At 39.9% G+C, this 24,667-nt stretch carries 26 protein-coding genes and 1 tRNA gene; 11 read left to right on the plus strand and 16 right to left on the minus strand.

The annotated features are described in order from the left end of the window. The first annotated feature begins 152 nt into the window (after positions 1-152). Positions 153-713 (plus strand): dTDP-4-dehydrorhamnose 3,5-epimerase family protein, encoded by a 561-nt coding sequence (locus P8O16_RS19405; RefSeq protein WP_300317715.1) that lies wholly within the window; start codon positions 153-155, stop codon positions 711-713. On the opposite strand, the gene P8O16_RS19410 is transcribed toward P8O16_RS19405, so the two are convergent. From P8O16_RS19410 to P8O16_RS19425, 4 genes are all read right to left on the minus strand, one after another. After that, positions 688-1,539 (minus strand): glycosyltransferase, encoded by an 852-nt coding sequence (locus P8O16_RS19410; RefSeq protein WP_300317716.1) that lies wholly within the window; start codon positions 1,537-1,539, stop codon positions 688-690. The genes P8O16_RS19405 and P8O16_RS19410 overlap by 26 nt on opposite strands. After that, positions 1,536-2,447 carry a Gfo/Idh/MocA family oxidoreductase gene (locus P8O16_RS19415; protein ID WP_300317717.1) on the minus strand — a complete coding sequence of 304 codons (912 nt, stop codon included), beginning with the start codon at positions 2,445-2,447 and terminating at the stop codon, positions 1,536-1,538. Before P8O16_RS19415 ends, P8O16_RS19410 begins: the two co-directional genes overlap by 4 nt. Positions 2,448-2,479: 32 nt before the next feature. Next, positions 2,480-4,186, minus strand: coding sequence for an amidohydrolase (locus P8O16_RS19420; protein ID WP_300317719.1), 1,707 nt, complete (start codon positions 4,184-4,186; stop codon positions 2,480-2,482). A 171-nt stretch (positions 4,187-4,357) separates the two neighbouring features. After that, on the minus strand, positions 4,358-6,442 hold the full coding sequence (locus tag P8O16_RS19425; RefSeq protein ID WP_300317720.1) for an FG-GAP-like repeat-containing protein: 2,085 nt from the start codon (positions 6,440-6,442) through the stop codon (positions 4,358-4,360). Between the two features lie 93 nt (positions 6,443-6,535). Here P8O16_RS19425 and murF point away from each other — a divergent pair, with 93 nt between their 5' ends. Both murF and P8O16_RS19435 read left to right on the plus strand, forming a co-directional pair. Next, on the plus strand, positions 6,536-7,831 hold the full coding sequence (murF, locus tag P8O16_RS19430) for a UDP-N-acetylmuramoyl-tripeptide--D-alanyl-D-alanine ligase (RefSeq protein ID WP_300317721.1): 1,296 nt from the start codon (positions 6,536-6,538) through the stop codon (positions 7,829-7,831). Between the two features lie 63 nt (positions 7,832-7,894). Then, positions 7,895-8,572, plus strand: a complete 678-nt coding sequence (locus P8O16_RS19435; RefSeq protein WP_300317723.1) for a DUF2461 domain-containing protein — start codon at positions 7,895-7,897, stop codon at positions 8,570-8,572. A 56-nt stretch (positions 8,573-8,628) separates the two neighbouring features. Here P8O16_RS19435 and P8O16_RS19440 read toward each other — a convergent pair whose 3' ends face one another. The 7 genes from P8O16_RS19440 to P8O16_RS19470 form a co-directional block, all read right to left on the minus strand. After that, complete coding sequence (locus P8O16_RS19440) at positions 8,629-9,438, minus strand: Cof-type HAD-IIB family hydrolase (RefSeq protein ID WP_300317726.1); 810 nt, start codon at positions 9,436-9,438, stop codon at positions 8,629-8,631. Between the two features lies 1 nt (position 9,439). Then, on the minus strand, positions 9,440-9,712 hold the full coding sequence (locus tag P8O16_RS19445; protein ID WP_300317729.1) for a hypothetical protein: 273 nt from the start codon (positions 9,710-9,712) through the stop codon (positions 9,440-9,442). A 20-nt stretch (positions 9,713-9,732) separates the two neighbouring features. Next, the gene (locus tag P8O16_RS19450; protein WP_300317732.1) at positions 9,733-10,158 is read right to left on the minus strand and encodes a hypothetical protein; all 426 of its coding nucleotides are present in this window, start codon (positions 10,156-10,158) and stop codon (positions 9,733-9,735) included. 43 nt (positions 10,159-10,201) lie between these two features. Beyond that, complete coding sequence (locus P8O16_RS19455) at positions 10,202-10,612, minus strand: hypothetical protein (protein ID WP_300317734.1); 411 nt, start codon at positions 10,610-10,612, stop codon at positions 10,202-10,204. Between the two features lie 277 nt (positions 10,613-10,889). Continuing rightward, positions 10,890-10,966: transfer RNA gene (locus tag P8O16_RS19460), tRNA-Ala, on the minus strand. 110 nt (positions 10,967-11,076) lie between these two features. Then, positions 11,077-11,697 carry a recombination mediator RecR gene (gene recR / locus P8O16_RS19465; RefSeq protein WP_300317737.1) on the minus strand — a complete coding sequence of 207 codons (621 nt, stop codon included), beginning with the start codon at positions 11,695-11,697 and terminating at the stop codon, positions 11,077-11,079. Between the two features lie 14 nt (positions 11,698-11,711). Then, complete coding sequence (locus tag P8O16_RS19470) at positions 11,712-12,005, minus strand: ATP-dependent Clp protease adaptor ClpS (protein ID WP_300317739.1); 294 nt, start codon at positions 12,003-12,005, stop codon at positions 11,712-11,714. Between the two features lie 52 nt (positions 12,006-12,057). Between P8O16_RS19470 and P8O16_RS19475 the strand changes: the two genes are divergently transcribed. Then, the gene (locus P8O16_RS19475; RefSeq protein WP_300317742.1) at positions 12,058-13,500 is read left to right on the plus strand and encodes a sodium:solute symporter; all 1,443 of its coding nucleotides are present in this window, start codon (positions 12,058-12,060) and stop codon (positions 13,498-13,500) included. On the opposite strand, the gene P8O16_RS19480 is transcribed toward P8O16_RS19475, so the two are convergent. Further along, positions 13,501-13,839 carry an MGMT family protein gene (locus P8O16_RS19480; RefSeq protein WP_300317744.1) on the minus strand — a complete coding sequence of 113 codons (339 nt, stop codon included), beginning with the start codon at positions 13,837-13,839 and terminating at the stop codon, positions 13,501-13,503. It lies immediately after the preceding gene. Continuing rightward, positions 13,820-14,713, minus strand: a complete 894-nt coding sequence (locus P8O16_RS19485) for a mechanosensitive ion channel domain-containing protein (RefSeq protein ID WP_300317745.1) — start codon at positions 14,711-14,713, stop codon at positions 13,820-13,822. The genes P8O16_RS19480 and P8O16_RS19485 overlap by 20 nt, the downstream gene beginning before the upstream one ends. Positions 14,714-14,772: 59 nt before the next feature. On the opposite strand from P8O16_RS19485, the gene P8O16_RS19490 reads away from it, so the two are divergent. From P8O16_RS19490 to P8O16_RS19500, 3 genes are read left to right on the plus strand one after another with little or no spacing between them, the layout of a single operon-like run. Then, the gene (locus tag P8O16_RS19490; RefSeq protein ID WP_300317747.1) at positions 14,773-15,450 is read left to right on the plus strand and encodes an SDR family NAD(P)-dependent oxidoreductase; all 678 of its coding nucleotides are present in this window, start codon (positions 14,773-14,775) and stop codon (positions 15,448-15,450) included. A gap of 11 nt (positions 15,451-15,461) precedes the next feature. Continuing rightward, positions 15,462-15,923: a nuclear transport factor 2 family protein gene (locus tag P8O16_RS19495; protein ID WP_300317750.1), complete on the plus strand. Its 462-nt coding sequence runs from the start codon at positions 15,462-15,464 to the stop codon at positions 15,921-15,923. 4 nt (positions 15,924-15,927) lie between these two features. Beyond that, the gene (locus P8O16_RS19500; RefSeq protein WP_300317752.1) at positions 15,928-16,383 is read left to right on the plus strand and encodes a hypothetical protein; all 456 of its coding nucleotides are present in this window, start codon (positions 15,928-15,930) and stop codon (positions 16,381-16,383) included. Here P8O16_RS19500 and P8O16_RS19505 read toward each other — a convergent pair. Continuing rightward, positions 16,380-16,802: an META domain-containing protein gene (locus tag P8O16_RS19505; RefSeq protein WP_300317755.1), complete on the minus strand. Its 423-nt coding sequence runs from the start codon at positions 16,800-16,802 to the stop codon at positions 16,380-16,382. The two genes, P8O16_RS19500 and P8O16_RS19505, sit on opposite strands and share 4 nt — an antisense overlap. Positions 16,803-17,209: 407 nt before the next feature. Here P8O16_RS19505 and thrA point away from each other — a divergent pair, with 407 nt between their 5' ends. Genes thrA through thrC form a run of 3 tightly spaced genes read left to right on the plus strand, consistent with a single transcriptional unit; the run spans position 17,210 to position 21,935 of the window. Continuing rightward, the gene (gene thrA, locus P8O16_RS19510) at positions 17,210-19,660 is read left to right on the plus strand and encodes a bifunctional aspartate kinase/homoserine dehydrogenase I (RefSeq protein WP_300317757.1); all 2,451 of its coding nucleotides are present in this window, start codon (positions 17,210-17,212) and stop codon (positions 19,658-19,660) included. Further along, positions 19,660-20,592 (plus strand): homoserine kinase, encoded by a 933-nt coding sequence (locus tag P8O16_RS19515; RefSeq protein WP_300317760.1) that lies wholly within the window; start codon positions 19,660-19,662, stop codon positions 20,590-20,592. The genes thrA and P8O16_RS19515 overlap by 1 nt, the downstream gene beginning before the upstream one ends. A gap of 44 nt (positions 20,593-20,636) precedes the next feature. Next, positions 20,637-21,935 carry a threonine synthase gene (gene thrC / locus P8O16_RS19520; protein WP_300317763.1) on the plus strand — a complete coding sequence of 433 codons (1,299 nt, stop codon included), beginning with the start codon at positions 20,637-20,639 and terminating at the stop codon, positions 21,933-21,935. Between the two features lie 3 nt (positions 21,936-21,938). Here thrC and P8O16_RS19525 read toward each other — a convergent pair whose 3' ends face one another. Beyond that, on the minus strand, positions 21,939-22,901 hold the full coding sequence (locus P8O16_RS19525; RefSeq protein ID WP_300317766.1) for a Fic family protein: 963 nt from the start codon (positions 22,899-22,901) through the stop codon (positions 21,939-21,941). 81 nt (positions 22,902-22,982) lie between these two features. Then, positions 22,983-23,957, minus strand: coding sequence for a polyprenyl synthetase family protein (locus P8O16_RS19530; RefSeq protein WP_300317769.1), 975 nt, complete (start codon positions 23,955-23,957; stop codon positions 22,983-22,985). A 151-nt stretch (positions 23,958-24,108) separates the two neighbouring features. Here P8O16_RS19530 and P8O16_RS19535 point away from each other — a divergent pair, with 151 nt between their 5' ends. Next, positions 24,109-24,588 (plus strand): DUF4199 domain-containing protein, encoded by a 480-nt coding sequence (locus tag P8O16_RS19535; RefSeq protein WP_300317772.1) that lies wholly within the window; start codon positions 24,109-24,111, stop codon positions 24,586-24,588. The last annotated feature ends 79 nt before the right edge of the window (positions 24,589-24,667 follow it).

A 24,667-nucleotide genomic window follows, 5' to 3' on the forward strand; every position in this document is an offset into this window, starting at 1 on the left:
GTCAAAACCGTTTATTTTGACCTAATTTAGTACCCGTTAAGATCGCAAGAAAGCGATTGTCACTGGCTGTCACTTCTAACTTATTTGGCTACTGGCATCTTTGCGGATATACATAATAAGTAAATATAAAAGTCAATTAAGCCACCTTTTTTATGGAAATTAGTTTGAAAGAGTCTCGCCTAATAGCGGGAACAGAAATCCAAGGAGTATCTCTTAAAAAATTAACAGAACACAAAGATTATAGAGGAAGTTTTACTGAAATTTTTAATCACCGATGGGATATAGACTTAGATGCCGTTCAATGGAGTTTAGTCAAATCAGTGGCTAATGTTTATCGCGGGATGCATTTTCACAAGCGTCACGATGAATATTTTTGTCTTGTTCAGGGGAAATGCGAATTAGGGCTTAAGGATATGAGGTCCAATTCTCCGACATATCTGCAGTGGTCGTTGTATGAACTTCATGGAGACGATCTTGCAGCATTGATTTTTCCTCGCGGCCTCCTGCATGGCTGGTATTTTCCAATTCCATCTATTCACGCTCAATCCGTTTCTGAGTCATATGTGGATTATGGTAAGGATGACAATTGGGGAGTGGTCTGGAACGATCCTGATTTAGGTATTCCCTGGTCATTTGATAATCCCATTGTATCTAATCGAGCAGGGGATTTTCCTGATTTAGATTCTTTTATTTCCGGAATAGCACCTTTTTAATCTTTTTTAGGAGGTGATTAGGAACATCAGAAAGTTTTCTTCCCTTTAAGCGAATGATGAGACTTTGGGACCTAAAATCAGAATCTGAAATAACCCTTTTAAAAGCTTCTTCTTTTTTCATTTGAAAAAGGAATTTGTCCGCTATGATTTTTTCCCATCGCATCAATTCTACCTTTCGCTGTTTGGAAGACATTCCCGGGTGGCTACCTCTATGAAACCACATGATGGTAAATTCCAGACCGAAGTAAGATCTGCATTCAGGTTGATTTAGAAACTGTTCCCACATATACATGTCTGTGCGCAATTCCTTAGGAGTAGTGCGCCACCCAAAAGGTAGTTTTTTATAAAAATCAAGTCTATGTCCTACACAGGAGAGTTTCAATAGGGGTTTTTCCAAATTATCGAGATTTTTCCATCCATTGAACATTACCTCACTCTCTTCTAAAGTTGAATAGTTCAGAGTTGATGCAAAGTCATAATTGCTTAGGTAGATTTCTAATGTCTCTAGATGATTAGGTAACATAAGATCCCGATCACATAAATAAGAAATATACTTTCCCTTTGCTTCCTCCATTAGGACTTTGTGTCGGTTTTCTTCGCCTCTTCGGGGGTGCTTTTCGAAATCAAAGAATCTTATCCTAGAGTCTTTTTTCATAAGATCTCTTATGACTTCTTTAGTAAATTCATAAGTACCATCTCCAATGATTAATATTTCAAAATCCTGTACAGTCTGCTTAAGTACGCTAGCTACAGAATGAGGTAAAATCAGACCTCTGTCAATTGTGGTAGGAATTACCACAGAAAATTTTACAGTCGAGGTGGTCATGTATTTGCCAGTTTCTTCAATTGATCTATAGTTCTAATTACTTCTACTCCTTCTGCCAAATCTGTTAATGGAGGACTTCCTCCATTCAAGTAATTGATGAAAGAAGCAAGTTCACTTTCAAGAGGGGATTTAGTGTTAAATGCCCGTTTTTCACTTCGGATTTCTTCAGGCTTCGACCGATCATCTCCATGAAAAATTTCGATGTAATTTACTTTCTCGTCTTTTAGGACTGCCACACCCTTGGTGAAATGCAATCGCACTTCCCGTCTTTTGTCAGCATATCTATTCGAAACTTCCAATACACATGGTATTTCCTCTCCAAGAAATGCAGTCATTCCGCGTTGAATACCATTATAAACTTCCACCACTGCAGCTTTTGGTTTAGGGAAATAGCCCAGCAGACAAAAGGCAATTGTAATATCATGTGGAATCAAGGTCCAAACCGAATCCACATCTGATCGTGGGCTAGTCCAATTACAGCGATTGGATTTATAAAAAACAAGATCTCCCAGTTCTCCACTTTTCACTAAATCAGCAAGCATTCGAATACCTGCATGATAAAGCCAATTGTGCATGACATAGATTTGATTTCCTTCAATATTTAGTAGCTCTTCAGCTTCTTGAAGATTACAGGTCAGAGGTTTTTCAACAAAAATAGGGACCTTATCATTTACGAGGTCTTTCAGCACCTCAAAATGGGTGATCGCTGGAGTAGAGATGACCCATCCTTTAGGGCTGAAGTTTTCTGGTCTGCTTGCGAAAACCTGCGTTGCTCCCATATCGAGAGCTTTGATTCTGTTTTCCTCGGAAGGATCCACTACGAAGACGGACTGCTTTAGGCCTATTAAATCACGTAGAATATTCCTTCCCCAAATCCCACAACCTATTAATCCAATCTCAGTTTCCATAGTGTTTTCAATGGTATAAAATTGAAAATCAATTAGTTGTTTTTGAAAACTACCTTCCCAGCAACCACAGTCATCATCACTTTGGTTGTCAAAATTTCTTCCTCGGGAACTTGCATGATATCCTTGTCATAGATAGTGAAATCAGCTGCTTTACCGACTTCGATCGAACCTTTGAAATCTTCTTCAAACTCCGCAAAAGCCCCATCTAAAGTATAGGATTTTAAGGCTTCAGCTCGGGTCATTTTCTGATCGGCTTCGTAGCCACCTTCCGGCATTCCTTGCAATGTTTTTCTTGTTACGGATGCATAGAAAGAAGGAAGTGGATCCACAGGTTCTACTGGCGCATCAGTTCCGTTGGTGACTACCGCTCCGGTTTTCATCAGCTTTTGCCAAACGTAGGCGCCATCAATGATTCGCTTCTCGCCCAAGCGATCAATTGCCCAAGGACGATCTGAACTCAAGTGAATTGCCTGCATCGCCGCGATTACGCCCAATTGTCCAAATCTTGGAATATCATCCGGGTGAATATGCTGTGCATGCTCAATCCTGAATCGGTGATCGGTTGCGTTTGGATTTTTTGCAAGAGCTGCTTCGTAGCGATCCAAAATCTCTTGATTTGCACGGTCGCCGATGGCATGTGCACAAACTTGGAAACCCAAAGGCAAAGCTTTTTCAGAAACTTCAGTCACAACAGACATCGGCAAAGTCTCATGGCCTCTGTGTCCTGGGCGATCGGTATAATCTTCAAGTAGCCAAGCTCCCCTTGGGCCAAGGGCACCATCACAGTTCAGCTTGATCGAACGTACTGTCAGCATGTGATCTGCGGAATCGATCATTGGGCCTTTTTTATACCATTCTTCCAAAAGTTGCGGCTGTCTTCCAGTCAACATGATGTACTGACGGACGGTGAGCTTGCCTTCATTTTTGAATTTCTGTACCAAATCAATCACTTCCTGCCCACTTCCGGCGTCGTGGAAGGAAGTAATCCCTTTCTCCACCAGTTCTTGTAAAGCTAAAGTCAGGGCTTGTTCGTCTTTCTCAGGAGTAGTTTCCGGGATCAACCGGGCAACTAATCCTGAAGCTCGCTCAGTCAGGATACCGGTAGGATTTCCCAAATCATCTAAAATAATTTCTCCACCTTCCACTTCACCCGGTCGTTCGCCTTTGAGATTGGAGATGCCCGCCAATTCCAGTGCTTTTGCATTGGTAAATGAAGCATGTCCGGAAGCATGACTGAGATACACTGGATTATCGGCAGAGACTTCGTTTAGTTTGTCATTGGTTTGGAAGCCTTTGACCATTTTCTCTGGCTTTTCGATCCATTTATCCTGATGCCAGCCACGACCGGTGATCCAATCGCCAGGTTTGGCTTTGGCTACTGCCTCGGCTACTTTCTCGACTAATTCATCGTAGGTTTTCACGTACATCAGGTCAAGCTCCAGCTTATTGTAGCCAATTCCCATCAAGTGTGCATGGGATTCGATGAGGCCTGGGGTCATGGTTTTGCCTTCAAGGTCGATTACTTCGGTCTGATCACCAATGTGTTCGCTGATTTCAGCAGTGCTGCCGATTGCGAGGATCAGTCCGTCTTTTACAGCAACTGCTTCTGCAGTAGGATTAGCCTCATCTACGGTATAGACGATTCCATTGGCAAAGACTAGATCGGCTGGTTCAACTTTTTTTGAATTACAGGAAAACAGAAAAAGCCCCAGGATCCCTAATAGGTAAAAGTATTTCATATGTTTTTAATTTGATTTTTAACGGTCATATTGCCTGTCCTAAGAATCGGGAGAATCTCGCATTTTAATCACAGCTCAGTTGGACTTCCCGAGTTATGCTAGATTTCATATTTGGTTTTCTTTTCTGAAAGCTAAAAGTTTTGGATCAATCCCCCAAAACCAATCCTGTAATTACCTAATCCAGATCTTTCTTGATTCGGTAAATCTCCCATCCACTTCCAGATTTAAAATATAAAGACCCGGTGTTAAAAATTGAGATTGGATTTCCACTGTGGTATTGGCAGGAATGTCAATATCCTCCAAAAGTATTTGACCCATGGCATTAACCAATCGGCCTTTTGCAGCTAAGTTGGTGATGATTTTGATCGGACCGGAACTTGGGTTGGGATAGACTTTGAGTTGGAATTCATCTGAACCTGAGTTCTGGTTGTCGGTAGATTTGAAGTAGATCATCCCTCCGGCTTTGGTTCCCAAGATCAAATCAGGAGCTTCGCTGAAAAGTGGATTTACCACAGCAATCCAGGTGTTTCTCCCAAGACGCGTGGGGAAATTTTGAATGCCCACAGTCACCAAAACTTCTTCTCGCAAGTCGGAATTCATGAAGTCTTTTACTTTTACCAAAATCCCTCGCTGGTCGATCGCATAGAGATCGGGCTTATCCTTTTGGAGGACGGCTACATTCAAATTACGATTGGCAGGATTATCCGAAAAATCTAAAAAGTCAATTTCCTGTACTGTTGCAGTCAAGGAATTAAAATTCATTTCATATAGATCCAAACCTCCATTTTGCTTCGCCACGAGAAGGTAATCATTTTGAGAATATCCAAAAAACTGGAGATAGTCCCCTATTTTCGGTTCGTATCCGGAAATGGATAGAGGCTTAACTCCATCTGAGAAAACTTCATAAAGCTGTTGTTTTGGGATATTGTTTTCAAAAATAACTCCATTGTAAAACTGGTAGGATTGGTTGGTTTTATCTTTGAATTCTAAATACTGGGCATCTAGGATTTGAAGATTCCCCAACATATCCGCTCCGATTTCTTGGCTGATAAAGCTGTTGTTTCGAAAAGCAAATGTGGAAACTTTGGATTTTATTTCTCCATTTTTGAATTGGTTGCTTGTGAAAATCAGTGTCCCGCTATTTTTATTTCCCTTGAAAAATGGTCTGGAATTTTCGCCTAGATCCAAGATTTGATCTTGAAGATATGGGCTTGTTAAATTTCCGTTTGAAGAAAGTTTGACAATTGAATTCTGGAAATCGATAGCATAATTGAAAGCAGATTCATTCGTGTTTAGTGAAATGATAAGTTCATCTTCAATCAACTGACCAATGTGGAAAAGTGGGAATTCAGGAAATTTGCCATAACCAGGAATTTCAGTTTTGAAGCTTTCAAAAATTGGATTTGCATTTGTTCCACCATTGGGAAGGAAATAAAGGCTGCTGCACTCATCTCTTCCGAGCACTAAATCATTAACGCCATCGCCATCAAAATCTTTGTAAAGTATCGAATGTCCTCCAGCATGCTGGATACGTTGATTTTCATCGATCCGGGAGTTTGGGGCTATCGGCGAACCTTGGCAGGTCTGCCCGAAGGTAAATTCACTACAACCACAGAATACAAAATTCCCCCAAAATCGAACGGGAAATTCGAAGCCATCGAGATCAGCTATCCCTTTTCGCTCGATGGAGGTGTTTTTGTAAAACTCCAAAAAATCACCTGAGGCAAAATTGAAAATCACCAAGTCGAGATCCCCATCACCATCTAAATCTTGAATAAGAGGCGTATCTAAATTATTGACCTGAATATTTCCTGAACCATCCAATTTGAGGAAATTTTGAGCTAGTGACCAAGAAAGTTGATTTCCTTGACTTGTGTTTTTGTAGGCTTTGATCCCTAAAGCCGTAGCTGTAAACAAGTCCTTTTTGCCATCCCCATCAAAATCTACCAATTTTAAAAATCCTGAAATATCAGTTGGAAATAAATAGCTGAGTTCAGGTAAATGAGTGAAGCCATCACCTGACTTTTCAAAGACTTGAAGTTGTCGGGAATTGATATCCCAGATTGCCCACTCTTCCTTTCCATCACCTGTAAGGTCTATGGTCTGAATCTGAGCAGAATTGATGCCTCCCGCGAAAGGAGCAGAGAGGATTTCACCTGACAGATCTATACTCAAGTCATTTTTGAGGCTATAATTTTCTTGCGCTTTTGCCCCAGCCGAAATAATGAAAAGGAATATAAGATAAATTTTGCGCATAAATTGGAGGTGTTCAGACTAAAATTAATACGTCAGTCAGGCTTCAAAGATGTGAATGATTCGTTTATTTTGAGAATAATTAATTATAAAGCTATGAATATCTCCGACCTCTATCAACGCTATTTGGCCAGTACCGGCGTCAGTACGGACACTCGAAAAATCAATCCAGGAAATATCTTCTTTGCCCTAAAGGGACCAAACTTCAATGCAAATGACTTTGCTGCAAAAGCTTTGGAGATTGGGGCAAGCACAGTAGTGATTGATGAAGAGGCCTATTTGATCGAAGGGGATGAGCGGTACTTTTTGGTAGAAGACGCCTTGATTGCCTTGCAAAAACTAGCAAATCATCATCGGCATCAGTTGGATATTCCAATTATCGGATTGACAGGTTCTAATGGTAAAACTACCTCAAAAGAACTTTTAAACGCTGTTTTAAAACAAAAATTCAATACCCTCGCTACGATAGGAAATCTCAACAATCACATCGGAGTACCCTTGACTTTGCTTCAGATTAAACCAGAACATGAAATCGCCATCATCGAGATGGGCGCCAATAAACAAGGCGATATTCAGGAGCTTTGCGAGATTACTGAGCCTACTCATGGTTTTATTACCAATATTGGAAAAGCGCATTTGGAAGGAATGGGTGGTCCCGCAGGTGTTTTGAAAACCAAGACCGAACTTTATCAGCATTTATTGGCGAACGGAGGGACTGTTTTTATTAATTCGCAGGATCCGATTTTGTCCAACATGATCAAGCGATTTGAAAATCCAATTCTATATCCTGCCAAAGGCGATTTTTGTGAAGTGGAGTTTAAAGGAGCAGATCCATTTGTGAAGTTTTCTACTGAGGGTTCGGAGGAGATTTATCTAACTTCGATGATTGGAGCCTATAATTTTGGAAATATTGCCACGGCCTTGACTTTAGGGAAATTTTTCGGAGTGCCGATGGAAAAAGCCATTGAAGGGGTAGTGAATTACCGCCCGGCCAATATGCGCTCCCAGCTAGTAGAGAAGCGAAGCAATCTGATCATTCTCGACGCATACAATGCAAATCCTTCCAGTATGGAAGTTGCCATTCGGACTTTTGGGGACATGACTGGACGAAAGCACAAGATGATCATCCTTGGAGATATGTTTGAGCTGGGGGAACATGCCGAAGCCGAGCATCGCAGATTGGGTGAGATTGTCAGTGAGTATGAAATTGATAAGGTTTGCTTTACTGGGAATCTGATTGTTTCTGCCTTGGAGACTGCACCGAAAGCGCTGTATTTTCCAGATCCTTTTTCTTTTCGAAACTGGCTTGAGGATAGTAAATTGGAGGATTACCTGATTTTGATCAAAGGCAGCCGTGGCATGAAACTCGAGACTTTGGTAGATTTTATTTAAACCTGTAAGTCTTTGCCTTGTTATAACTTCTGAATTTCACATTCTATATTTTAAATTAAATCTATGCGACCTTACCTCAAATTTTTGTCAGCCTTAGCAGACCACAATTCCAAAGAGTGGATGGATGATAATAAGAAGTGGTATCTCGATTCAAGAGAGGAGTTTATCGAAGATGTGGCCGTGATGCTCAAAGGAGTGGAGGCATTTGAGCCTGCTATGGCAGCTTTCAAACCAAAGGATTGCATCTTCCGAATCAATCGAGATGTTCGGTTCTCAGCGAATAAAAATCCCTATAAAAATAACTTTTCGGCCTATTTTTCTGCAAAAGGAAAAAAGGTTGAGTGGCCAGGATATTATGTTCATGTACAGCCCGGAGCATCTTTTATCGGGGGTGGATTGTGGATGCCTAGTTCTGACGTCTTGAAAAAAATCCGAAGAGAGATAGACTATTCTGGAGAAGAATTGAAAAAGATTTTAGCGAGTAAAGAAGTCTCGGAAGTCTATTCAGGAATTGAGGGGGAAAAGTTGAAAACCAGTCCTAGAGATTATGATGCAGATCACGAATTCATAGAATTTCTAAAATTGAAGAGCTTTATTTTGAGTAAACCTATTTCAGATCGGGATATCGATTCAGGTAATTTTATTAACGTGGCACTCGATGGTTTTCAGCGAATGAAGCCTTTCCAAGAATTTTTGAGCCGGGCGATTGAGGATGTGGAAGATGGATCAGGTATTCTTTAAAGTTAGAAAGCTAAGGTGAGAAGTCTGAAAATTTTAAATTTGTGATTTCAGACTTCTCATTTTTCTAGTAGTTTCTCGAGGATTGCAGCAACGCCGTCTTCTTTGTGATGTAGTGTTATTTCTTTAGCTACGGCTTTCACTTCCGGTCTGGCATTGTCTACTGCCACTCCCCATCCCACAGATTGAAGCAGGTCAATGTCATTGTAATTGTCCCCGAAGGCAATGACAGATTCCATTCCAAAATCAAATTCATGAGCTAAGATTTTTTTCAGCCCTGTTGCTTTGGAGATAGCTTTTGGAGCGATTTCTAAATAAGTATCGCTTGATCGGTAGAGATGTAGATCCAATGAATGTTCGAAATGTAATTCTCCAAAAAGCCAAGAGATGTCTTGGGATGAACCCATGCACATCACTTTATGAGCCCCTGAATTCCCTTTGCTCCACATATCGACTACTTCCAAGCCTTTCATCCAAGTATATTGAACTTTGGTGTTTTTCACTTCTCGTTGAGACCAATAGTCATCTTTCTCCTCATACCAATTTTCTCCCTGATAGAGACTAATATGAATCTCAGATTTGGCCGTGAGGCGAAGGATTTTTTCAACCAAAGCCACTGGAATCGACACGTCTTCTAAAATCTCACCTTCCGAACTCAATACAAAGCCTCCATTGTAGGCTATCAAAGGCTGGGGATTCTTTCCAAGATCATTGACCAAATGCCGCATAGCATCTGGCATTCGCGAACTCGCGAGGATGACAGGGAAGTTTGCTGGAAATCGGTTCACTACATCTTTCAATCGAGGAGAGAGATCCCGAATTGAATTCAAAAGAGTTCCGTCAATATCAGAACATAAAGCTTTAACCATATTAATCGAAGTCTGACCAATCCACTTGATCTGCAAAGTTGGTAAAGAACCCAATTCCAATAATGGCTATGAAAATGATTACGATCAAAAAGCCGATCAGCTTTACTATCAATTCAGCTTTTGCCCAATTTGCTTTGTTTGGCTCAGTGTTTTTGTCTACAGCCCATACAATCAGCATGATAAATCCTATTAAGGGTATTTTAGTAACAATTACGGATATGATCCAATCGCCGAGGGTTACGGGTGGCTTTTTAAATTCTTCTGGAATATTCATAGCGCTTAGTGGTTAAGTTTTTAAAAATCGGAGGTTTCAAAAGTGTATTCCTGCATTGCAAAATTCTCTGGGTTGGTAGGGTCACCTTGAAGAAATTGAACAGTAATCTGTTTATAATTATCGGAGTTTTCAAAATCTCTTAGGTAGATCTCAGCACATTTTCTGGCTAAAACTTCAGGTTGATTCCCAAGGATAAGTGGATCCCCATTTTCGAGTTTGAGAAAAATGGTAGATTCTACATTGTCATCTGTTTTGTTGGTGCTCAAGTTGACACTCATACTTTGGAAGTCACCCAATTGTCTAATTTCATCCGAGGGAAGGAAGCCTTCCCCGATCATGGATTCCATTCCTTTAGCAGCAAACTTGATTAGACCTTCAGGATTGCAAGAGCAAGAACCTAAAAGCAATAGTAAGGGCAGAAGAAAAATCAAATTTGAAGTTTTCATTAATTTGGTTTAGATGAAATTGAAACTTCAAATTAATAAAAAATCAGGAAGAAGCTTTTTCCACCAATAGCACGACCCTGAATTGGTCTGGGTCAATTCGAATATTGGTGGCAGGATAAGGAGTCACATCAATTAGTTTTATAGCATAATCTCCCACTTTTGCCTGAACAGGTAAGCCTGACACATTTGGCTCTGTAGATAATTTCAACACGCTTTCCTTCCCTTTTTGATTGATCAGTAATTCTACTTCTACAAATCCAGCCCAAATGCAAGTGACATCGGATGGACACCTGGATTCATTGGGATAGGCATTGAATGTGATGGAAAGGTTTTCGCTACAATAGTTTACTGTATCGAAAACTTGTATTGAGATTTCTTCTCCCATCGCTGCATCGACACAATCAGGGTCTTGTACACATGAAAAGAATAGTGAAACTGAAAGTAGGAAAAGCATTAGGGGTTTCATAGTGGTGGAAAATTACCAAATAAGACGAAAGCTGAGTGGATTAAGTTTTTTATAAAAGTGTATAAGTGAAAACATGAGCTTATTTTTCTCAATTCATAGTTTCCGATTTGTGTCGTTTTGTTCTAGAGCTGTACAAATAAAAAAGGCAAGCATGTAAGACTTGCTTTCGGGGGGAGTCGAACCGATGACCTTCCCGCTGGCTAGCGGGACATTTTAGTCTCAGAGCAGCGCTACAAATAAAAAAGGCAAGCCGATAGACTTGCCTTGGTGGAGGATAACGGAGTCGAACCGATGACCTCTACACTGCCAGTGTAGCGCTCTAGCCAGCTGAGCTAATCCCCCTTTATTGTGACGTTTAAGGCTCTAGCCTCCCGATAGCTATTGGGATGAGCTAATCCCCCATTTTATGGTTTGCAAATATAGACCTCAGTTTCTTGTTTACAAGAGAATATTTACTCTGTCGAATAATTTATTCTAGTTAGAATGCTTCGGCCCAGAGTGACCTCATCGGTAAACTCAAGTTCGCCACCAACAGGAATTCCTCTTGCTATCGTACTTACTTTTATTGATTTTTCCTTTAACCTTTTGGCTAGATAAAAGGAAGTAGTATCTCCTTCCATCGTAGCAGAAAGAGCCAAAATAACTTCTTGAACCGGTTGATCTTGTTGAGCTTTTTCGATTCGTTCCATTAAGGATTCTATTTTCAATTCTTCCGGACCTATCCCCTGAATTGGAGAAATGACACCACCAAGAACATGGTATTTCCCTGAGAATTGGTTGGTATTTTCAATGGCTAAGACGTCTCGAATATCTTCGACCACACAGATTAGACCTCCATCTCTTCTATGACTAATACAAATACTACACTCTTCTGCATCTGAAATATTGTGACAAGTTTTACAGTACTGGATTTCAGTTCGCATCCGCGTAAGGGCTAAAGCAAGCGCTTCAGTGTTCACTTCATTTTGCTTGAGTAGATGTAGCGCAAGTCGCAATGCAGTTTTTTTTCCTATTCCAGGAAGTCTGGAGATTTCGGTTACCGCGTCTTCGATGAGTTTGGAGGGTAAGTTCACTAGATAGGGATTAATTAAACTATTGCAGCTTGGATTCCAGCGTCTAAAATAGCTTCACATAGAGGTTTTAACTCTTCATAACCTCCTTTTTTCACAGCACATTTCCCTTTATAATGAATAATTAGGGTGCATTGCTCTGCTTGTTCGACAGTATGCTTGCAAACTTTTACCAAAATATTGGCAACATGATCAAAGGTGTTGAAATCATCATTATAAACAACCAAATCATAGGCGTCCAAATCGACTAATTCCTCCACTAATACTTCTTCTTCCTCAAACATCGGATGGGTTGTGTTCATTTGATTCATTTTGCAAAATTAAGAATATTAGACAACTTAGCGAACCGTCAGCTCCTCATTTATGAATCCCCAAATAGTTCTCGTAGTAATCTCATGTTATTTCTTACTGCTTTTTCTGATTTCCTGGTTTACATCCAGAAAAGTTTCTGCTGACACTTTTTTCACAGGGGATCGCCAGTCACCCTGGTTTTTGGTCGCTTTTGGAATGATCGGAGCATCGCTTTCCGGAGTGACTTTCATTTCTGTACCAGGTGAAGTAGGTAATTCTAACTTCTTTTACTTTCAAGTTGTTTTAGGCTATACCTTGGGATATTTCACTATTGCCAAGGTTTTACTTCCACTCTATTACCGTTTAAACCTGGTTTCGATTTACTCTTATCTCGAGGATCGATTTGGATTTTGGTCTTATAAGACCGGTGCTTTTTTCTTTATTCTCTCCCGGACTTTAGGTTCATCACTTCGGGTCTTTCTAGTCGCTTCAGTATTGCAGTTGATTCTTTTTGATTCCCTTGGTATTCCATTTTGGGTTTCTGTATTGATTACAGTAGGGTTGATTTGGCTTTATACCCATCGTGGAGGAATTAAAACGGTGGTTTGGACAGATACACTTCAGACTTTCTTTATGCTCGCTGCAGTGGTGGTTTGTATTGTTTTGATTGGCAACGAATTGAATTTCGAGGGTGTCAAGGACTATTTCACCGCAGTATCCAATGATCCTAGATCGAAGATTTTCAACTGGGATTGGAAAGCAGGTACCAATTTTTTCAAACAGTTTATCTCCGGGGCTTTCATTACTATTGTGATGACTGGATTGGATCAGGATATGATGCAGAAAAATCTGACTTGTAAGAACATCGGAGATGCACAGAAGAATATGTTCTGGTTTACCATCATTTTGGTATTCGTTAATTTACTTTTTCTCTCTCTTGGGGTGATGCTTTATTTGTATTCGGAGACAAATGGAATTTCGCTTCCTGCTAAAACAGATGAGCTGTTTCCGATGCTGGCAACGCAGCATTTTTCTGCATTTGCAGGGATTGTTTTTGTACTCGGAATTACTGCTGCAGCCTATTCAAGTGCAGATTCTACTTTGACCGCATTGACCACTTCCTTTTGTATTGATTTCTTGGAGCTTGAGCGAAAATATCCTGCGGAAAAGCGAGTGAGTATCCGCAAAAAAGTCCACTTGGTATTTACTTTTGTGATGTTTTTAGTGATCCTTTTATTCCATTGGATTAATGATCAAAGCGTGATCAATTCGGTATTTATAATTGCGGGTTACACCTATGGCCCCCTTTTGGGCTTGTATTCATTTGGGCTTTTTACAAAATGGCAGGTTCAAGATCGCTGGGTGCCATACATTGCAGTAGCGGCTCCCGTTTTGGCTTATATCATTAGCTCAAATTCAGAGGCTTGGTTTTGGGGCTATAAATTTGGCTTTGAAGTTTTGATTTTGAACGGTCTCCTGATGTTTACTGGATTGTTTTTGCTTCGCAAAAAATAATTAGATCGAGAGTTCAATCTCAGGATTCCAAAAATGCTTTTCAAAATTTAGGATCTGATCATTCTCGATTTTCACACCTTCTTTTTCAAGTAATTCCTGCATTGCGGTCGGGCTGGAAAAATGGTTTTTTCCTGTTAATAAACCGACTCGATTTACTACGCGATGGGCAGGTACATCGGCCATCGTATGGGCTGCGTTCATGGCGTATCCCACCATTCGAGCTCCACTTTTCAGCCCCAGATAGTGAGCGATTGTGCCGTAGCTGGTGACTCTGCCTTCGGGGATTAATCGTACCACTTGGTACACTAAATCAAAGTAATTAGGCTTTTCTCCTTTCATCGGACCAGTTGATTATTGCTTGGTTTATGGCGTTTTTCGCACTTTTTTCAATTGCTTTTTCACCTGATTTAATTGGGAATTGGAAACGGATGACTAGACTTTCTGGCTTCCGCTCCAGGACATTTAATTGAGCACCGTCCACAAAAACCCGATCAGAAAATGGAGCCAATTCTTTGGAAAGGGATGACTCTAATTCATTTAATTGGACATTTGAATGAAAAGGAATTTCTGAATCAATAATAACTTGATGTGAGTCATTTTTGGAGTAATTCACCACATCTGAACTGAAAATCATGTTGTTTGGCACCAATATAATTTCCCCCGTTTCTCCTTTCAATACCAAATTGACCAAAGTGATATCTCGAATAAAACCTGTATTCTTTCCAACTGTAATTTTATCGCCAATCTCCAATTGTTCAGAAAACATAATGATTAATCCGTTGACAATATTAGTAATGTAGTCTTTGGTCAAAAGTGCAATGGCTGCAGCGACAATAGTGATGCTAGTCAGAAACTCCAAGGGTTTAATGTTGAAGGCTAGCATAATTGCTATCAGCAATATATTCACGTTCAGAATCCAGCTGATCCGGTCAATTCCAATCATAAAGTTTGGCTGAACTTTGTGATCATCAGTTTTTTGAAGATAAAATTTCAAAACTGCAATCCTTCCTAAAGAAATAATGAGGTTTGCACTTAGTAAGAAGATTAAAGCTCGGAGTCCTGCTTGGATGAAAACGCTTTCTGAAATGTATCTAGTCAAAAAGGAATTTCCTTCATACAAAAATTCCAATCCGAATAGAATAGCTAGTTTAATGAAGAAGTTTCTTCTCCTTACATTTTCCTTACTCTTTATGATCGATTTAAGTTGGTTCATGCCTTTTTTTAAAAATTAAGCCTAATTTTAGGAATAATACGAGACAAATTTTAATTAGTATGAGCAGAAATATAATCATAACTGGAGCAGCAGGAAATCTTGGAACAGCCGTAGTAGAAAAGTTTAAGCGTGAAGGTTATCATATCATTGCTTTGGTACAGCCTAATAAAGATGAACAAGTAGAGGAGGCAGACGATATCTACGAGGTGGATGTGACTGATGAAAATGCTGTGGCTGAATTCATTAAGGAATATCAACTCCAATATGGTGAATTGGATGCGCTGGCAATGATCGTTGGAGGATTTGCAATGGGATCTATCTCAGAGACTAGTCAGGATGATTTTGAAAGCATGTTCAAGCTTAATTTTTTCAGTGCTTTTCATTTGGTAAAAGGATTTTTGCCAATCATGAAAAATCAGAAAAAAGGAACAATGCTATTTGTCGGGGCTCGTCCGGCATTACAATTAGAAGATGCAGTCGGCAAACTCGCCTATGCAATGAGTAAGAAGTTAATTTTCGATTTGGCGGAAATAGTCGGAGAGGAAACCAAAGAGACTTCAATTCGATCCCATATCTTTGTGCCAAGTATTATAGATACTCCGCAAAATAGAGAGTCGATGCCTGATGCGGACTATAGTAAGTGGGTAACTCCAACCGATATCGCAGAATCCATGCATTTCGCAGTGAATACTCCAGCACTTCAGAATACTACCTTCAAACTTTACGGTGAGGTCTAACTTATTTTAAGATGAGAATTAAACTAATTTTAGCATTTGTATTTGCTTCTTTTTTTTCAAATATCTGCCTAGCCCAAACTGCTGAGCAGGAAGTTAAACATGTGATCGAATCTCTTTTTGATGGAATGAGAACCAAAAATACGGATCAAATTGCTGCTGTTTTCTCGGGAGATGCGATTATGCAGACCATTGCCATGTCAGCTGATGGACCTCAAGTTAACTCGGGCTCTGTTCCGGATTTCTTAAACCGGATAGGTACAACACCAGCAGATACCCAACTTGATGAACGGATTTTAGATTATCAAATCAAAATAGATGGTCCAATGGCAACTGCCTGGACTCCTTATGAGTTTTATGTCAATGGTGATTTTAGTCATTGTGGGGTGAATTCCTTTCAGTTGGTCAAATTTGCCGAAGGCTGGAAAATAGTATACATCATTGATACCCGTCGCAAGGAGCCTTGTAACCCCTAAGAATATGAATGAATTAAAGGCAAAGGTTTATGAGACCGCCATATCCAAGGTGAAGGAAAAAATAAAAATGCTTGATGAAGAACGTCGAGCGATTAATCTTGGGATTCTCGAAGATACCAAAAGTAGTGCAGGAGATAAGTTTGAGACTGGTCGAGAGACTATGACTCAAGATTTGCTTACAGTTGAAAAACAACTGAAGCAGGCTAAATTTGAGTTTGACGAACTCTGCAGACTCCAATCCATAAAGGGTATATCTCCAACTGTGCAAGAAGGTAGTTTAGTCCATTTGGGAAATGATATTTTCTTGATTTCTCTTAGTCTTGGTCAGCTTGATGTGGATGGACAAAAGATCTTTTTACTAAGCGAAAGCTCTCCACTTGGACAAACTTTGATCGGTCAGAAAAAAGGAAGCGAGGTCAATTTTAGAGGCAAAATGATGAAAATTGAAGGCTTATTTTAATCCTCCTTTGGGATAAAACTCATCAATTCTTCTTCTCCATTAAGGAAAGTAAGTTTGTCTTTTCCGATTTTCAGATTTCCCACTTTGCTTAAAGCTCCCAGAAAATCTTGTTCACCAGTTCCAGGACAAGCTTTTCTGGTTACTGCACCAGGATCGAGTCTGATAGATGATCCTTCAAGAGCAAAACTGCCGGATAGATTGTTACAGCCCGTGAAACCTGCTAGTTTTCCGCCTTCAAGAAAATTAAGGGAAGGAACACCATCTGCAAATTGACTTAGATCCAGGCTCTTTCCCATTAGAGAAGACAGTGCCCATGAATTTCCCATCAACAGACTTAGAGGGTTTATTGGGTTCAAACTTCCACAGCTACTTACAACAAAGAAAATTAACCCTATACTGAATGACTTGATTGCTTTCATGGTGTTTTATTTTGATGGGAAAGTTGAAAATGTAATGATCTAATTTAGCCAAAATTCAGATTAATCGAATTCCCTAAATAAGATCTTATAGTAATAATTGCTTCCTTTTTTGATTTTTTTCTAATGTTTGTGCTATTTTTTTCAAAAAACTCTAATGAATTGTTTGGCTAATTGGGATTTAGGCAGTAAGATTGTCAAGTCAATTTTCCAATCATGGTATTTGCAGCGAAATTTTCTTCCAATGAAACCCAATTTCCGATCTCGGCGACTGGCGCATGCACATTTTTTTCTATGACTACCGGAATGTTCACGATGATTACGGGTTGATCCCGTTCGATCTATAAAGTACCCGCCTCCGAGGCCTGAAAAGGCATAATCAATTACAGAAATTAATCTCCAGTTTATTTATGAAAATCATCAAGTTTGGTGGCTCATCCGTAGCGAACCATGACAACATTAAACGAGTTTTTTCAATTCTTCAGGAAAAACTGAAACGAAGCGAAATCGCCGTTATTTTTTCAGCTTTTGGGGGTGTTACCGAGAGTCTTTTAGAGATTGCCAGATTGGCTAGGGAGGGAGATGAAACGTATCGAGACCTCCTTCAAACACTGGAAGAAAAACATTTGATGCTTGTCAGACAGCTCATTGGAGTGCATAATCAGTCTACTGTCATGACTTATGTCAAAGTCCGATTTAAAGAATTGGAGGATCTCTTTCACGGTATCTATTTAATCAAGGAAAACTCACCACGCACACTAGATTATGTCGCAAGTTTTGGAGAGCGTTTGTCCGCATTTATTTTGGCCGAGGCCCTTTCGGCTCAAGGAGTGCGAACTCAGTTTTTGGATGCAAGGGATGTGATCAGGACAAATGATCGATTTGGTCAGGCGAAAGTGGACTTTGAAACTACCAACTCTCAAATCAAATCCTACTTTGGTAAGCATGAAGGAGTCAAAGTGATCACAGGATTTATTGCTTCCACAGCAAAGGGCGAAACCACTACATTAGGTAGATCTGGCTCAGATTATACTGCAGCGATTTTTGCGGGAGCTTTGGAAGCGACAGACTTGGAGATCTGGACAGATGTTTCCGGAGTTTTGACTTCAGATCCAAGGTTGGTTTATACTGCATTTACCATTCCCCAGTTGAGTTATAGTGAGGCGATGGAGCTTTCGCATTTCGGTGCCAAAGTGATTTTCCCTGCAACTATGCAGCCGGCGATGAAGCGGAATATTCCGATTTACATCAAGAATACTTTTGAGCCTGAAAACCCTGGAACTCTGATTAATGGGGATGTGAGTGTAGGGCCATTGATAAAGGGAATCAGCTCAATTTCAAATATTTCCATGGTCACTGTGCAGGGAGCTGGTTTGATGGATTCTGCTGGAGCAAGTAGTAGGGTTTTTAAAGCTTTGGCAGAAGCAAAAGTTACAATACTCCTAATTTCACAAGCATCTTCCGAGCATAGCATTTGTCTTGCGATAAAGTCTCACGAGGCATTTTTAGCCAAAGAATCGGTAGAAAAAGAGTTTTATTATGAGATCAAATCCGGTGAGATGGATGAGGTAACTCTGCTTCATAATCTAGCAACCATCGCGGTGGTAGGAGAAAATATGAAACATAATCCAGGAGCTTCTGGAAGAATGTTTCGTGCCTTAGGTAGAAATAATATCAACGTCGCTGCGATTGCGCAGGGTAGTTCGGAGTTAAATATTTCTGCGGTAATTCCCCAAGCAGATCTTCAAAAAGCACTGAATGCGTTGCATGAGGCATTTTTTCTCTCAGAAAATAAAGTTTTACACGTGTTTTTGGTAGGGACAGGATTGATTGGGCAGGCGCTTATCAAGATGATTGCCAATCAGCAAGAAAAACTCCGTGGCGACAACGAACTGGATATTCAAATTCACGGCTTGGCAAATAGTAGATATATGGCCTTCCATGAAGATGGATTTGATTTGAAAAATCCATATCAACTTAGTGATACAGATGATAAAACTGATCTCAATCGATTTATCGAAAAGATGGAAGAGATGAACTTCTCGAATTCTGTTTTTGTGGATTGTACCGCCAGTCAGGATGTAGCTGAGCTGTATTCTAAAATTTTGGAAGCGAAAGTTGCCATCGTAACTCCAAATAAAAAGGCAAATTCCGGATCGATGGAAAATTACTTGGCCTTGAAAAAAATCGCGAAAAAACGAGGAGTCAAATTCCTCTATGAAACGAATGTTGCGGCTGGTCTTCCTGTAATTAATACATTACAAGATTTAATGCTTTCAGGAGATAAAGTCATTCGGATTGAAGCAGTATTGAGTGGTTCGATGAATTTCATTTTCTCAGAACTCGAGAAAGGTGATCCATTCTCTGAAGTAGTGAAGCTCGCCAAGGAAAAAGGTTATACCGAGCCTGATCCTAGAGATGATCTCAGCGGAATGGATGTGGCCCGTAAAATATTGATTTTGGGTAGAGAAGCAGAGCAGACTTTGGAATTTGATAATATTACGATTCAGAGCATGGTTCCGGAGGATTGCCAAAAGGCAAGCTCTGTTACAGAGTTTTTCGAAAAACTCCAAGGGCACGATCAGTCCTTTTTAGATCTCTTGAAGGCCGCAGAAGCAAAAGGAGAAAAGCTCAGATTCATGGCTACTTTAGAAAATGGAAAAGCTAAAGTGGGATTGAATTCGCTGCCAAATTCACATCCTTTTAGTTCCTTGAGTGGAAGTGATAATATGATTCTTTTAACCACAGATCGGTACCTAGATCGACCGATGATTATTCGTGGACCAGGAGCAGGAGCAGATGTGACCGCTGCAGGAGTTTTTGCAGATGTGATTCGAATCGGTAACTATACTCGAGAATAATGAAATCTGTCAAAGCCTTTGCCCCAGCTACTGTAGCCAACGTTTCTTGCGGTTTCGATATTCTTGGATTTGCCATCGATGCGATGGGGGATACAGTCGAACTTGTGCTCAAAGACGAGCCTGGACTTCGGGTAGTTTCTATTGAAGGAGATCAAGGAAGGTTGCCTTTGGAAGCTTCCAAAAACGCCTGCGCAGTGGCAATTCAAGCCATGCTTGATGAACTAGGGATTAATCCTGGGATTGACATATATCTTAAAAAGGGTTTGCCGCTAGGATCAGGAATGGGGTCAAGTGCAGCTAGTGCAGTGGCAGCAATAGTGGCTGCCAATGAGCTTTTGGCGAATCCTTTTGATAAAAAAGATTTACTCCCCTTTGCGATCGTTTCCGAAAAAGTGGCTTGTGGAGCTGGACATGCTGATAATGTAGCTCCTAGCTTATTGGGTGGGTTTGTTTTGATTCGTGATTATCACCCATTGGATGTGATCAAATTACATGTTCCAGATCAATTGTACTGTACGCTGTTGCATCCTCACTTTGAGTTGAATACTGCGGATTCCAGATCGGTATTGCGAGATCAAATCCCGATGAAAGTATCTACTATTCAGTCTGGTAATGTTGCCGGTTTGATTGCTGGATTGTATCAGGAAGATTATGATTTGATTTCTCGGTCTCTCAAGGATGTGATTGCGGAGCCCTATCGTGCAGTTTTAATTCCTGGATTTTATGAGATCCGAGAGGCTTTAAAAGATGCTGGAGCATTGGGGGTGGGGATTTCAGGGTCTGGACCTACACTTTTTGCACTTTCCAAAGGGGTAGGGAATTCAGCTAAAATCGCAGCTGCGGCACAAGAAATCTATCAAACCATCGGTTTGGAAGTAGACACCTATTTCTCAAAAATCAACACTCAAGGGGCTTATGTGATTCAGGGTTAACCCGGAAAAATGTACCCAAGTTTTAATTAGTAGCACTTCTCCGTATGAAATTTTATAGCACATCCAATTCCTCCCACAAGGTTTCACTTTCTGAAGCTGTAATTAAAGGTTTGGCTCCGGATCAAGGATTATATATGCCTGAGGAGATTCCAATTTTGGAGGAATCTTTCTATGCGGACTTTTCAACAATGACTTTTCAGGAGATTGGCTATAAAGTCATTGATGCGCTTTTTTCTTCTGCACTTAGTGATTCTCAAATCAGGGAGTTAGTAGATCATACATTGGTTTTTGATGCGCCACTAGTGGAGGTGAAACATGATGTCTACAGTTTGGAGCTTTTTCATGGACCAACGCTGGCATTTAAGGATTTTGGAGCTCGGTTTTGTTCAAAATTGATGAGCATGCTACTAACTAAATCGGATCAAAAAGTTCGAGTCTTGGTGGCAACATCCGGAGATACAGGAAGTGCCGTTGCAAATGGTTTCCTTGGTGTGGAGGGAGTGGAAGTGATTATTCTTTTTCCGAAAGGAAAAGTAAGTGAGTTACAAGAAAAGCAGTTTACGACCTTGGGTCAGAATATCATTTCTCTGGAAGTGGAAGGTGTTTTTGATGATTGCCAGCGAATGGTGAAAGAAGCTTTTCTCGATCCTGAATTGAACCAGAAATTGCTTCTGACTTCGGCGAATTCGATCAATATTGCCCGTTGGATTCCACAGTGTTTGTATTATTTCTATGCCTTTTCAAGACTTCCAAAAAATGGCAAAAAGGTTGTTTTTTCTGTACCAAGTGGGAATTTTGGGAATTTGGCTGCGGGTATTTTAGCGCAAAAAATGGGTTTGCCAATCGACCATTTCGTGGCTGCAACCAATGAAAATAAAGTGGTTCCTCAGTTTTTGTCTGGTGATGCATTTTTGGCAAAGCCATCTGTTCAGACAGTTTCCAACAGTATGGATGTAGGAAATCCAAGTAATTTCCCGAGACTTTTGGCTTTATATGATTTCGATGAAAATCGCTTAAAGCAGCAGGTCTCCGGCGCTTTTTATTCCGATTCAGAAACTGTGAAAGCAATTCAAAAAGTCAATGAAATAGGATACACTCTTGATCCACATGGAGCGGTGGGTTATTTAGGCTTGGTTGATTTTATGAAGGATAACCCGGGCTTTCAAGGAGTATTTTTAGAAACTGCGCACCCTGGAAAATTCAGAGACGTGGTGGAAAAAGCACTGGGAGAAAAACTTGTCTTGCCCGAGCGATTAGCAGCTTTTCTGAAAGGAGAGAAAAAGGTGATTCCGATGGAGAATGATTTTGAGGAGTTTAAGGGGTTTTTGGAAAACCTGGCATAATAATTATTTGGTTTTATTTAAGGAATACCTCATTTGATTTCCCTCACCTTCAGCTAAAAACATTTTTTTTTCCACTGCCTTTTTCAAGTCGCGACTTGCTGTTGCAGATGATAAGCTTTTAAACACTTCCATATAATCTTTTCTGCTGAATTCATTTTTGCCTAAGGTCAAAAAGTAGGAAATGCGCTCATCAGAAGTTAACGTTCTACCGGTAATTTTGAGCATGTTTTCAAGTGAACTATCGATGATTCGAAGCATGTATTCAATGAAAACAGTGGATTTTCCAGCTTTGTCACTTGCAGCTAAAGCTTGATAGTACTCTTCTTGGCTTTGACTGATTAATGTTTCAAAAGGTAGAAATTCAAAAACTGAATACCGCTCTTTTAAAATGATGGTTTGCCAAAGTCGTCCCATTCTTCCATTTCCATCTAGAAACGGGTGAATGAATTCCATTTCATAATGAAAAACACAGCTTTTGATCAATGCCAGTTCTTGGTCATTTTTAAGGTAATTGAACAGATCTTTCATCAATCCTGGGACATTTTGAGCGGGTGGAGCTAAGTGGGCTACCTGAGAACCTTTTACGACTCCAACACCTGAAGTTCGGTATTTTCCAGGTTGAGTTATTAATCCTTTCATCAGTGAGCCATGAGCAGAAAGGAAGGATTTCTCTGAAACAGATTTTAATGAATCTAAACTTTCATAAACAGCAATAGCATTGATGACTTCGGTAATGTCTTTTTGTGGACCAATAATGCGTTTATTGTCAACCAATGCAGTTATTTGTTCTTCAGAAAGGGTATTTCCCTCGATTTGTAGAGAGGAATGAATAGTCTTAATTTTATTTTGCTTCCGAAGCTGAGGCGATTGTTTGTCTAAAAAAAGTGTATTTGCCGCTCCGATTTTCTCAGAGATCGAGCTTATATATTTTAAAATATTAGAAGTTATATCGTAAGGAGGCCTCATTGATAGTATCATTTGATACTATCAAAGTTAAAATAATTGGCAAGAAGTAATAAAAAATAAAACTAGTTTTTAGGAGCTGACTTACTTCTTCCGCTCAATAGTATAATCCACTAATGCTGCCATTGACGTTTTATATTCCGATTCTGGGAATTGATTCAAAATAACCATCGCCTCTTCGTAAAATCGATACATGGCTTCTTTGGCGTAATTTAATCCGCCGCTTTTTTTAACAAAGTCAATGACTTCGTTGACCGCTTTTTTATTATCGCTTTTATTTCGGATCAAACTAATAATCCGTCTTTTCTCAAACCAATCTGCCTGAGAAAGTGCGTAAATCAGCGGCAAAGTCATCTTTTTCTCTTTGATATCGATACCAACTGGCTTACCAATTTCATCATCACCATAGTCAAAAAGATCGTCTTTGATCTGGAAAGCCATCCCTACTTTTTCCCCAAAAGTCCGCATCTGTTGGATAGTCTCTATACTGCTAGCTGTACTTGATGCTCCCACGGCACAGCAGGAAGCCATTAAGCTTGCTGTCTTTTGGCGAATGATCTGATAGTAAACTTCTTCTGTGATATCGAGTTTTCGGGCTTTGGCGATTTGAAGGAGTTCGCCTTCAGACATTTCCTTTACTGCATTTGATACAATTTTCAACAGATGAAAATCATCGTTGTCTACGCTAAGCAAAAGTCCTCGGGATAATAGGAAATCCCCAACCAACACGGCTATCTTATTTTTCCACAAGGCATTTACGGAGAAGAAACCTCTTCGATAGTTTGCGTCATCGACTACATCGTCGTGAACGAGCGTGGCAGTATGTAGCAGTTCAATAAGTGCTGCTCCCCGATGTGTGGACTCGTTAATACCACCTGTCAATCCAGCGCTTAAGAAAACGAACATAGGCCGCATTTGCTTACCCTTTCGCTTCACGATGTAATTCATGATATGATCGAGAAGTTTGACTTTGCTTTTCATCAAGTCTTTAAACTTGAGTTCAAACTCAGTCATTTCGGAAGCAATCGGATCTTGTATTTGCTTGAGGTCTGCTTTCATCAGGTCTTTGATAGCGTAAAAATACTACCCTTTCTTTCTTGGGCAATAGTAATCAGTATATAGACATTGAAACAGTCTAAAATCGTTATCGTTTTCAAAATTTCGTATTTTGTTTATGATATCCCAGTATCTATCACAAAACCTACGCATTATGAAAAATCTTAAAATTGAAATTAAGTGGGCGTTTCTATTTTCTCTGGCCACATTGTTATGGATGGTTGTGGAGAAATCCCTCGGCTGGCATGATGAAAAAATCGGAGACCATGCCTCTCTGACAAATATTTTTGCAGTAGTGGCGATTACACTTTATGTTTTTGCTTTGCTAGATAAAAAGCGAAATTATTTCAAGGGAGTCATGAATTACAAACAAGGCTTTGCTTCTGGTGCGATTCTATCGGTATTTATAGCAATTCTTAGTCCCTTGACACAGTACATTATCAATAAATTTATAACTCCGGATTATTTCAACAACATAATCGATTATTCGGTAAGTGCCGGAGAAATGAAACGAGAAGCAGCAGAAGCCTATTTTAATATTCAAAGCTATATGGTTCAAGCCTCTGTTGGAGCTTTGCTTATGGGGTTGGTTACAACTGCTATTTTAGCATTTTTTCTAAAATCAAAAGGTTAATTTCAGATCTTCTCTCTTTTGATAATTCGGGGGCAGAAGGTCTTTTGATTATCTTTGATGAAATTTTTAAAAATAGAAA

It is taken from the genome of Algoriphagus sp. (assembly GCF_029254265.1).
Classification (GTDB): Bacteria; Bacteroidota; Bacteroidia; order Cytophagales; family Cyclobacteriaceae; genus Algoriphagus.